This is a genomic window from Acidimicrobiales bacterium (assembly GCA_035540975.1).
Lineage (GTDB): Bacteria > Actinomycetota > Acidimicrobiia > Acidimicrobiales.
Window position 1 is genome coordinate 1 of record DATLFN010000061.1, and the last position, 10244, is coordinate 10244.

The 10244-nt window shown below is 73.1% G+C and carries 13 protein-coding genes and 1 tRNA gene; 13 read left to right on the forward strand and 1 reads right to left on the reverse strand.

The features are described from left to right. From VM242_07455 to VM242_07470, 4 genes are all read left to right on the forward strand, one after another. Positions 1-1815, forward strand: a 1815-nt coding sequence (locus VM242_07455; protein ID HVM04990.1) for a C-terminal helicase domain-containing protein, incomplete at its 5' end; no start/stop codon positions are given. Positions 1816-2050: 235 nt separating this feature from the next. Then, the gene (locus tag VM242_07460; GenBank protein HVM04991.1) at positions 2051-2215 is read left to right on the forward strand and encodes a hypothetical protein; all 165 of its coding nucleotides are present in this window, start codon (positions 2051-2053) and stop codon (positions 2213-2215) included. 234 nt (positions 2216-2449) lie between these two features. Further along, positions 2450-2538, forward strand: a tRNA-Thr gene (locus VM242_07465). 433 nt (positions 2539-2971) lie between these two features. Then, the gene (locus tag VM242_07470) at positions 2972-3277 is read left to right on the forward strand and encodes a hypothetical protein (GenBank protein ID HVM04992.1); all 306 of its coding nucleotides are present in this window, start codon (positions 2972-2974) and stop codon (positions 3275-3277) included. 186 nt (positions 3278-3463) lie between these two features. Here VM242_07470 and VM242_07475 read toward each other — a convergent pair whose 3' ends face one another. Then, a complete protein-coding gene (locus VM242_07475; protein HVM04993.1) occupies positions 3464-3643 on the reverse strand; it encodes a hypothetical protein in 180 nt (59 codons plus the stop codon). Positions 3644-3905: 262 nt separating this feature from the next. Here VM242_07475 and VM242_07480 point away from each other — a divergent pair, with 262 nt between their 5' ends. The 9 genes from VM242_07480 (at position 3906) to VM242_07520 (ending at position 9929) form a co-directional block, all read left to right on the forward strand. Beyond that, positions 3906-4082 (forward strand): hypothetical protein, encoded by a 177-nt coding sequence (locus tag VM242_07480; GenBank protein HVM04994.1) that lies wholly within the window; start codon positions 3906-3908, stop codon positions 4080-4082. A gap of 245 nt (positions 4083-4327) precedes the next feature. Then, a complete protein-coding gene (locus tag VM242_07485; GenBank protein ID HVM04995.1) occupies positions 4328-5128 on the forward strand; it encodes an ATP-binding cassette domain-containing protein in 801 nt (266 codons plus the stop codon). Next, positions 5125-5880 (forward strand): ABC transporter permease, encoded by a 756-nt coding sequence (locus VM242_07490; protein ID HVM04996.1) that lies wholly within the window; start codon positions 5125-5127, stop codon positions 5878-5880. The genes VM242_07485 and VM242_07490 overlap by 4 nt, the downstream gene beginning before the upstream one ends. 59 nt (positions 5881-5939) lie before the next feature. Continuing rightward, positions 5940-6500, forward strand: a complete 561-nt coding sequence (locus tag VM242_07495) for a hypothetical protein (GenBank protein HVM04997.1) — start codon at positions 5940-5942, stop codon at positions 6498-6500. A gap of 29 nt (positions 6501-6529) precedes the next feature. Continuing rightward, positions 6530-6973 carry a hypothetical protein gene (locus tag VM242_07500; GenBank protein ID HVM04998.1) on the forward strand — a complete coding sequence of 148 codons (444 nt, stop codon included), beginning with the start codon at positions 6530-6532 and terminating at the stop codon, positions 6971-6973. Next, complete coding sequence (locus tag VM242_07505) at positions 6970-8322, forward strand: hypothetical protein (GenBank protein ID HVM04999.1); 1353 nt, start codon at positions 6970-6972, stop codon at positions 8320-8322. The genes VM242_07500 and VM242_07505 overlap by 4 nt, the downstream gene beginning before the upstream one ends. 1 nt (position 8323) lies before the next feature. Next, positions 8324-8476: a hypothetical protein gene (locus VM242_07510; GenBank protein HVM05000.1), complete on the forward strand. Its 153-nt coding sequence runs from the start codon at positions 8324-8326 to the stop codon at positions 8474-8476. Further along, a complete protein-coding gene (locus VM242_07515) occupies positions 8473-9072 on the forward strand; it encodes a CPBP family glutamic-type intramembrane protease (protein HVM05001.1) in 600 nt (199 codons plus the stop codon). Before VM242_07510 ends, VM242_07515 begins: the two co-directional genes overlap by 4 nt. Continuing rightward, positions 9069-9929 (forward strand): hypothetical protein, encoded by an 861-nt coding sequence (locus VM242_07520; GenBank protein HVM05002.1) that lies wholly within the window; start codon positions 9069-9071, stop codon positions 9927-9929. The genes VM242_07515 and VM242_07520 overlap by 4 nt, the downstream gene beginning before the upstream one ends. Positions 9930-10244 lie beyond the last annotated feature (315 nt).

The window sequence follows — 10244 nt, forward strand, 5'->3', positions numbered from 1 at the left end:
GAGCAGCACTACCCGGGGGCGACGTTTCCCGATGGCACCCCCGTACGGTTCCCCCGGCCCCGGCTGCGGACTCTCCGGTACGACCTCGACGCCGCCGAGGCGGGCCTGATCGGGGAGATGGCGGCCCTGATCGGGTCCCTCTCCATGGCCCGCTATCGGCCGAGCGCGTTCGAAGTGAATGGCGAGGAAGCCCAGGCCGAAGCTGCCCTGGGGGGCCTGCTTCAGTCCGCCATCCTGAAGCGCTTCGAGTCCTGCTGGTGGGCCTGCCTGGTCACGGTGCGGCGCATGGTGTCCGTCCACGATGCGTTCCTTGCTGCGTGGGAGGACGGTTTCGTGCCTTCCCGGGCCGCCCTCCACGACGCCGCTGTTGCCGAGGCCGACGACGCCGGTCTGGCCGGATGGGTGGCGGAGGCGCTGCTCGACGACGAGTCCCGGCCCACCTCCGACTATCTGCCCACCTATGGAGAGGCGGTCGCCGCCGATCGGGGCGTGCTCGCCGCGATCGAGTCCCGCCTGGACCGCTTGTCGGCGGAGGACGACCCGAAGCTGGCGGACCTTCGCACGTTGCTCGCCGAATCGCCGTGGGCCAAGGTTGTGGTGTTCGCGACCTTCGGCGACACGGTGCGCTACCTCGACGCCCACCTGCCTGCCGCGATCGGCGGCCGGGACCGAGTGGTCGTCATCGGCGGCGACAGCGATCCCGACGCCCGTGCCGCGCTGCTGGGCCGGTTCTGCCCGGACACCGTCGTGCGACCCGGGTACGTCCCGCCGGACGGCGAGGTCGACCTGCTCGTTTCGACCGACGTGTTGTCGGAAGGCCAAAACCTGCAGCAGGCGGAAGCGGTGGTCAGTTACGACATGCCGTGGAACCCGCAGCGCGTCGTGCAGCGCAACGGCCGGGTGGTCCGGCTCAAGAGCCCCCATGAGGAGGTCTTTCTCACGACGATGCTCCCCGAGGACGGTGACCTCGAGGCGCTCCTGCGTCTGGAGGCCGCGATCCGGCGCAAGATCCTGGCCGCCACGGTCTACGGCATGGAGACGGGTGTGATCGAAGGCGTGGAGCCGGAGCTCCGGACCTACGCCTCAAGGCTGGCGGGGGGTGATGAGTCGCTCCTCGACGATGGTGGCGAGGACGGTGCCTTTGCGGGCGAGGAGCTGCGCGCCGAGTTGCAACGGGCGATGGCCGAGGGCGAGACCGCCCGGCTGCGGGCACTGCCGTGGGGCGTCGGCGCCACCTTCCGCCAGGGCCGCGGCGTGCCCTCGATGGGCGACGCCGGCGTCTTCTTCGCCTGCCGCACGACGGACGGCACCCGCTACTGGCGGTACGTTGAGGACGGCGGGAAAGTCCTCGACAGTGATGCCGAGATGCTGCGGCGCATCAGCCCTGGGTCTGCGGCCGGGCTCGACACGGTGGCTGCGGCCGTCGACCTCGAGGCGGCTTGGGCGCCGGCTGTCGCGTCCATCGTGGATGAGCACAACCGCCGGGCCGACCCTCGCGCCGACGCAGAGCGGATCGGGCCCGCGCAGAGATTTGCACTTGATCTTCTTCGTGATCCCTCAGTGACACTCCCGCCCGGGGCAGGGGCCGCCGACGAGGCACTGAGCGTCGAGCGCAGCTCCTCAGTCCGCCAAGCCCTAGCGGAGATCCGGCGGCTACTCGTCGAGGGCGAGATATCCCGGGACGACGGTGCGCGTCGTGTAGTGGACGTGGTTAAGGAGTTCGGCCTGCAGCCAGTCCAGCCGCCCCCGGCCCTGTCACGGATCACCGAGGAGGATGTCGGCGTGGTGTGCTGGATGGCAGTACGGCCAGAGTGACGAGGGGTACGGAGGCTCCGAGCGCGGCGGGACTCGAGGTGTTCGGACATCAGTCAGTCCAGCTTCGGGGCGGAGTGGCATCGTGTGACATCCGCAGGCGCTCGGCCACCCTTCGTCGGGTCGACCGCCTGCCGAGGTCGGGCCTCCTCGACCAGCAGGACGTCGATGGGGACCACGCGCTGACAGGCTGTGAAGTCGCACGGGACGAAAGAGAGTGCCCTACGTGCCAACTCGAATGACTGCAGCCAAGCTCGATCAGGCAGTGAAGGCGCTGCGCGCGGTCCTCGACTGTCAGGATGTCGCCGATCATCTGGACACCTACCCGATTGAAGACCTCGTCCGCAGGTTGCTCCAAGCGAGGGTCCAGTTCTGGAACAAGCCGCGCCGGTTCCCGACATAGCCGGTTCCTGCAGCGGGTCCATCGGTGATTGTGGGCTGGCGGGCGCGCAGTTCGGCGACTCCGCAGCCAGCCGCCGGGCGCAGTTCCGTCGCCTAGGGATCGTTGTGGTCTGGCCCACTCGTTCGCCCTCGCCATCCCAACAGTCATCCCAACAATCGCGTGGCGACGCGTCCCAGGCCGTTCCGCCAGTCCGACCTGCAACGCCTACAAGCCCTTGATGCACAAGGGTTTCTGGCACGAGGTGCGACGAGCGGCGACATCATGGCATCCCCAGGACCGCACTCGTAATGCGTAGGTCAGGAGTTCGATTCTCCTCTCGGGCTCTGCGGAGCGGCAGGTCAGGGCGTTATTGGCTGCGGGTCCGCCACCGGCGGCATTCGGCCGAGAACGACGGCATGAGCGGCTCAACGAGGGAACGCCGGCGATCGGCAGCGGGTGGCAATGCCGCCGTCGGGCTGATACACCTCCGTGTCCGACGAGCCGCAACCTGCCGCCTGCGAGCCCTTGACGTTGAGCGAACGGCCGGGACGCTATTGCCATGCAGCGACTGCGACACCCCGATAAGGAGATCGAAGCCGTCCTCCGTCTGGCCGAGGATCACGGCTGGACGATCCTGCCCGCCAAGAAACACTGGAAGGCCAGGTGCGGGTGCGGCGTCCACCTGAGGAGCGTGGCTAAGACGCCCTCCAGCGGCTACTACGCCGGCCATCTGCTTCAATGGTTCCGGAAGACGTGCTGGCCCGAAGGAGACCGACCGTGAGGTTCGTCGTCGAGACGAAGGGAAGGCTGCGTGGGGCCCACGGGCCGCTCGACCGGGCCGACATCGAGCTCACCTTCGACCACGTCGCCGAGGCCCTCGCCGAGCTCCACGACCTCGAGGCCGACGTCTCGGCGAACCTCGAGACCTCCGAGCTCGAGTTCTACGTCGTCGTCGAGGCTCCGGACTCCCGCAAGGCCTTCACCGTCGCCTTCGATCTCCAGGACCGCGCCATGGCGACCGCCGACGTGCTCGTCGAGTGGAACGAGCAGCACGCTCGGCGGGCGGACCTCGTCCCGGCGTAGGGCCCCGATCACGCCGGCCGGGTCACCCGGAGCTGCGCACGGCCGACGAGGTCGCCCACTACCTGCACGTCCACCGCAGGACGGCGCAGGGCTGACTGGCCAGCGGCGAGATTCCGGCGACGCTCATCGACGGCAGCTGACACGCCCGGCTTGACGACGTCGAGGCGTGGGTCGAGAGGTGCCGGGTCAGGCCACGTCGCGGCACGCTTCGCCCGTAAGCGGGGAGTCGGCCCGCTCGGGCAGGAACGCCGTGACGATCTCAGACCGGGCTTCCCAGCCCTTCACCGTCGAGCGGACCAAGTCGAGCTCGTTCAAGGTGTTCATGTCACGGGCGATGGTTCGATCGGTCTTGCCCAGGTAGGCCACGGCGATCTCAGGCGACAGCCGCGGCACATCCGCCCGTCGAACGGGCTTCGTCCGTCGGCCCAGCTCGAGGGCGATCAGCCGCTGGCGGTGCGCCGTCGGGCCCGTCCGTTCTTGAAGACGTCCTCGACGTGGTCCTGCCATGCCTGGTGACGCTGCTGAGACCGGATCACCGAGATCTGCTGGCCGAGCTGGTCGACGAAGCCCCGGACGGCGTACTCCCGGCGTGCACCCCGAGCGAACGACGCGTGACGACCTGCGCCTGGTGCTCGACGCTGTCGGCGACGACCCGGAAGCCCGCAGCGGCGCCCATGCCGACCATCCCGGCGGCGAGGGCTTGGCGGACGCCGTCGGCGTCGATGCATCCTGGAGGTCCTCGTCGCCATCCTCGAGGAGCTCTTGGGAGATGCGTGTTGCCGGCGAGGACGAACGGCTGGGCTGATCTCCGGCCAGGAACGCGGCCGAATAAACTCCAGCGGATCACAGCGGTAGGAGCGGTAGGAGCGAATAAACGTTCCCGGCCGGGACGCCGACTCAGGCTTCACAGCGGTCGTAGCGGATCACCGCGGGTTCGCACCCTCGGAATGCGTAGGCCACGAGTTCGGTTCTCCTCTCGACGCTCCACCGGGCGCCCTGTGCCCGAGCGGTCGGCGGTCGGCGCAGGACCGGCGTGGATAGCATCGAGCGATGTCCCTCGCCGTAGAGGCGGAACAGCTGGTCAAGCGGTTCAGCGGCCGGGACGGGACGGTCGACGCGGTCCGGGGTGTGGACCTGGCGGTCGCCGAGGGGGAGATCTTCGGCTTCCTCGGCCCCAACGGCGCCGGCAAGTCGACCACCGTGCGCATGCTGACGACGCTCATGACGATCACGTCGGGCACGGCGCGCGTCGCCGGGGTCGACGTGCAGGCCGACCCGGACGGGGCGCGGCGGGGGATCGGCGTCGCCCTCCAAGAGGCCGGCCTCGACCCGCGCCAGACCGGCCGCGAGCTGCTCGTGCTCCAGGCCCGCCTGTTCGGGAGCACGGTCGACGAGGCGGCCGCCCGCGCCGAGGCGCTCATCGAGCTGGTCGACCTGGTCGACGCGGCCGACCGACCCATCAAGGGCTACTCGGGGGGCATGAAGCGCCGGCTCGATCTCGCCTCGGCGCTGGTCCACCGACCCCAGGTCCTGTTCCTCGACGAGCCCACCACCGGCCTCGACCCCGCCAGCCGCCTCGTCGTCTGGGACGAGGTGCGCCGGATCAACGCCGTGGGGACGACGGTGTTCCTCACCACCCAGTACCTGGAGGAGGCCGACCAGCTCTGCGACCGGCTGGCCATCATCGACGGAGGCTCCATCGTGCGGGAGGGAACGCCCCACGAGCTGAAGGCGGAGCTCCGGGAGCGAAGGTCTCTGGACGCCGACCCGACCCTCGACGACGTCTTCCTCGACGCCACCGGCCGGACCCGCGAGCGCGTCGCCGGGCAGGTCCAGGAGGTGGAGGCGTGACGCCCTACTGGGTGCTCAGTCGGCGGGCGATCATCGAGACGTGGCGCACGCCCGAGGCCCTGCTCCCGACGGTCTTCATCCCCCTGTTCTTCCTGGTGGTGAACGTCGGCCAGGCGGCTCGCATCTTCCCGGCCGGGGGCACCTCGTTCCTCGAGGGCCAGAACTACGGCGCCTTCCAGGTGCCCAGTGCCCTCCTGCTGGCGGCGTCGTTCGGCAGCGCCGCCCAGTACCTCGTCGAGGACATCGAAGGCGGCTACTTCGACAAGCTGCGGGCGGCGCCCGTGCCCCGCACCGCCCTGGTGCTCGGCCGCCTGGCCGCCGAGGCGGTGAAGGCCTTCGGCATCGCCGCCCTGATCGTGCTCGCCGCCCTTCCCTTCGGGGTCTCGGTCGCCACCGGGGTGCCGGGGTTCGTGCTGCTCCTGGCCCTGGTCGCCGGGTGGGCCGTCGTGTTCTCCGGGTTCATGCAGCTGGTGGCGCTCAAGGCGCGCAGCGCCGCCGCCACGCAGTCGGCCGGGCTGGTGTTCTTCCCGTTCCTGTTCCTGACCCCGAACTTCGTCCCCCGCGACCTGCTCACGCCGCCGATGGAGATCGCGGCGACGTACAACCCGGTCACCTACATCATGGAGGCGCAGCGGTCGCTGATCCTGGAGGACTACGCCTGGGCCCGGATCGGACGCGGGTTCGCCGTCATCGCCGTCTTCGGCGCCGTCATGATGGCGCTGAACGTCCGCGCCATCCGCTCCTATGACTGAGGGCGGCGCGTCGCCCCGGTAGGCGCACGAGGTGACGAGGCCGCCGTACCCTGGGGCCGATGCGCCCGCCGCGCCGCGCCGCCCTGGCCCTCACCGTGGCCCTGTCGCCCCTCGGGACGATCGCCGGGCACGTCGCCGGCTACGCCGCCGCCGGCCGCCGGGCCGACCTCGACGCCGGGCACGCCCACCTCCGCCCCGGGCTGTGGCTGGCGGCGTGCGCCGCCGTCGCCGCCCTGGCCTGGGTGGCGACGAGCCGGCGGGCCGGGTACTCGCCGCCGCGCCTGGCCTGGCTGGCCGGCGGGCAGGTGGCCGCCTTCGTCGTGCTCGAGGCCGCCGAGCGGGTGGCCGGCGGGCACGGCGCCGGCGCCCTCCTCGCCGACCGTGCCTTCCGCTGGGGGGTGGCCGCCCAGGCCGCCGCCGCCGCCGCCCTCCTGCTGGGGGTGGCCCTGGCCCGGGCCACCGGCGAGCGCCTGCGCGCCGCCCTCTCGTCCCGCCGCACCCTCGCGCCGCCGGAGCCGTCGGTCCCGGCGTGGCCCGGCCACCGGTCGATCCCGACCGGCGGCCCTGGCCGCTCGTCGGTCACCGAGCGCGGGCCCCCTCCTCTTCTCGCCTTCGCCTGATCCCTTTCCACCTGCGAACGAGGAGACCGATGACCCCCTCCGGCTTGGCGCGCGCCTGCGCCGCTGCCGCCCTTCTGACCACCGTCGCCACCGCGTGCGGCGACGACGACGACCCGGTCGCCGGGTCGACGACCACCACGACGACGGCCGCGGCGGGCACCGAGACCACCGCCGGCGGGGCGCCGGCGTCGACCACCACCACGACGGCAGCCGTCCGCACGATCGAGGTGTCGTTCGCCGGCGGCCGGGTGAGCGGAGGCGTCCGCACCGAGCGGGTCGCCCTCGGCGAGACCGTGCGCCTGCGGGTGACCAGCGACGTGGCCGACGAGGTGCACGTCCACACCTACGACCTGATCGGCGCGGTAGGGCCCGACATGCCGGCCGACATCGAGGTCGACGCGACCATCCCGGGTCGCCACGAGGTCGAGCTGGAGGACCGCGGCCGGGTGCTCATGACCCTCGAAGTGTCGTGACGACGACGTGGCTGCTCGCCCACGGGCTGGGCGGGCGCGCCGACCTTCCCCTGCCCACGTGGATGTTCGGCTACGGCGCGGCAGCCGCGGTGGTGGCCTCCTTCGGCGCCCTCGCCCTGTTCTGGCCGGAGGCCCGACTGGAGGGCGGCCCGGCCGGCCGAGTCGTCGCCGACACCCGCCACCCGGCCTTCCGCCTGCTCGCCGTCGCCGCCCGCGTCGCCGGGCTGGCGCTGTTCGCCGTCGTGATGGTAGCGGCCGCCGTCGGCGACAACTCCTCGTCGACCAACCTGGCCCCCGTCGTCGTCTACGTGACCTTCTGGGTCGGGGTGCTCTTCGTCTCCGGCCTGGTCGGCGACGTGTGGCGGGTGCTCAGCCCGTACGACACCCTCGCCCTCGTGGCGCGCCGGGTGGGGGGAGGCGCTGCCGACGACGCCGAGGGCGAGGTGGAGGGCGAGGACGGCGGCGAGGAGTCCCTCACCTACTGGCCGGCCGCCCTCGGCATCCTGGTCTTCGTGTGGGTCGAGCTGGTCTACCCCGATCGGGCGCTGCCCCGGACGCTGTTCGCCCTCATGGCGGCGTACACGGTGGCGGTCCTGGCCGGAGCCCTCGCCCGGGGGCGGAGCTGGCTGCGGTTCGGCGAGGCGTTCGGGGCGCTCTTCTCCGTCGTGGCCCATGCCGCGCCCCTGTGGCGGGACGACGAGGGGCGGCTGCGGCTGCGGCCGCCGTTCGTCGGCCTGGCCGCCCTCGAGTGGCGCCCGGGGCTGGAGGCGCTGGTGGTCGTCGCCCTCGGCTCGACGACGTACGACGGCCTGACCCGCACCCGGTTCTGGCTCGACCTCACCGGCGGCCTGGAGGGCGACGCGGCCACCCTGGCGGGGACCGCCGGCCTCGTCTGGGCGGTGGCAACGGTGGCCGTGGCGTTCGCACTCGCCATGCGGGTGGCGTCACGCCTGGTCGACGGGCGCATGAGCCCCGCCGGGATGCGGGCGGCTTTCGTCCACTCCCTGGTCCCGATCGTCCTCGCCTACGCCGTGGCCCACTACTTCTCGCTGCTGCTGCTCGAGGGCCAGGCCGCCTACGCGCTGGCCAGCGACCCGCTCGGCCGGGGGTGGGACCTGTTCGGGACGGCCGACTGGACGGTGGACTTCACCCTCGTGTCCCCGTTGACCGTCGCCTACGTCCAGTGCGGCGCCATCGTCGTCGGCCACGTGGCCGGCGTCGTCGTCGCCCACGACCGGGCCCTCGCCCTGTTCGACGACCCCCGCACCGCCACCCGCTCGCAGTACCCGCTCCTCGGTGCGATGGTGCTGTTCACGGTGGGCGGGCTGTTCCTGCTCCTGGGAGGTTGAGGTGACGACGCTGACACTGGCCCACGGCGGCACGGCCGGCCTGGTGCTCGAGCTCGCCTTCGTGGCCGTGCCCATCCTCGTCTTCGTCGTCATGGCCGTCGTGGCGTCGCGCCGGGCGAAGGCGGCCGACGCCCGCAAGGAGACGGACGGATGATCGCCGTAGAGGCGCGGCGGGCGCCGTGGCGCGCGCCCGCCGTGGCCGTGGCGGCGGGCGGCGCCGTGCTGCTGGCCCGGCCGTGGCTGGTCCGCCCGGCCGCCGACCCCACCGCCGCCCTGGTCGTGGCCTTCGTCGTGGTGGGCATCCTCGGCGCCGCCGTGCGGGTCCCGGTCGTCGCCGCCGACGGGCCCGAGCCGTCGGGGGCGGCGACGCCCCGGCCGAGCCGGGCGGCCGCGGTGGCGGTGGCGGGTGCCGGCGTCGCCGCCTTCGTCGCCGGGCGGCTGATCGGAGGCGGGGTGGCGGCGGTACCCGCCCTGCCCGCCTACCTCGTCCTGAACACGCTGGCCGCCGTCACCGAGGAGGCGCTGTTCCGCCGGCTGCTCTACGGCCTTCTCCTGCCGCTCGGCGCGGCGGCGGCCGTGGTCGGCTCGGCGGCCGCGTTCGCCGCCGTCCACGTCACCGTGTGGGGTGCGTGGGCGCTGCCGGTCGACCTGGCCGCCGGGCTCCTCCTGTCGTGGCAGCGGTGGGCGTCGGGCCGGTGGTCGGTCCCGGCGGTGACCCACGCCGCCGCCAACGCGGTGGCGGTCCTGTGACCGCCCGCACCGCCGTGCGCACGGGCGCCTGCGCCGTCGCCGCCTACGTGGTGGTGGCGGTGGCCACCACGTGGTGGTCGCCGGGCGGGATGCGCCCGCTGTTCGACGGCTTCGGGTCGCACCCCGGCGAGTACCTGTGGGTGGACCCGCCGGAGCGGTTCGCCGAGGGGAACCGCCCGCCCGAACCGGCGCAGGCGACGCTGCGCCTGGCGGCCGACGGTTCGGCGCCCGGTACGGCGACGCCGCCCGACGGCCAGGCCCTGGCCCAGCTCCAGTCGAAGGCCGTCGCGCCCCATCCGCCCGACGAGTCGGCCCGCCTCGACGTCGTCTCGGTGGCGGCCGGCACGCTCGGGGCCCTCCCCGGCGCGCTCGAGCCGCAGGGCAACGCCTACCGGATCACGCTGACCTACCAGCCGTCGGGAACGCCCGTCGACCGGCTCGGCGTCCCCGGCACGGTCGGGCTCACGTCGGCGGCGCCGGCGACCACCCTGCTGTACTCGGCCGACGGCCAGGTGTGGGAGCGCAAGGAGTCCTCCCCCCTCGCCCGAGGGAACGGGCTCACCGGCGCGCTCGAGGCGCCCGGGTACTACCTGGCGGCCGGGCCGGAGCCGGCGGACGACGACTCGGGAGGCGTTCCGCTCGTCGTGTACGTGCTGGCGGCGGCCGTGCCCCTCGGGCTGGCCTGGCTCCTCCTCGCCGGCCGCAAACGCGCGTCCACCGGTGCCGGCGGCGGGCGCCGCTCCGCCTCGGGCCCGGCCCGGCGACCGCCCGCCGGCCGGCCCCGGGCGAAACGGCCGCCGGCGAACCGGTCGTCGGCCAGGAAGCGGCCCAAGCGCCCACCGCCGCGCCGCCGGTGACGGTGCCTGACGCCGGCCTGAACGGGCCTGACGCCGGACCTCCGGGGTACGCACCCCGGATCGGGAATCCCCCGCATTTCCCCGGGTTCTCCCCCTGGCGGTCCACAGGGACGGCTGCGTAGGGTCCGACGCGGGCTGTCGACCGGGCGGGAGATGCGTGTGACTCTTGGACCGAGCAGCGAAGATCTCCTCCCGCCGGCGGTCGGGCGTTGGGCCAGTCCCGGAGGCCCGGCCTACCCCGGCCTCCCGGGCGGGGTTCGAGGCGACCCCCCGGCGCCGCCCGCGCGCCGCGGGCGGCGCCGGGGGGTCGCCTCG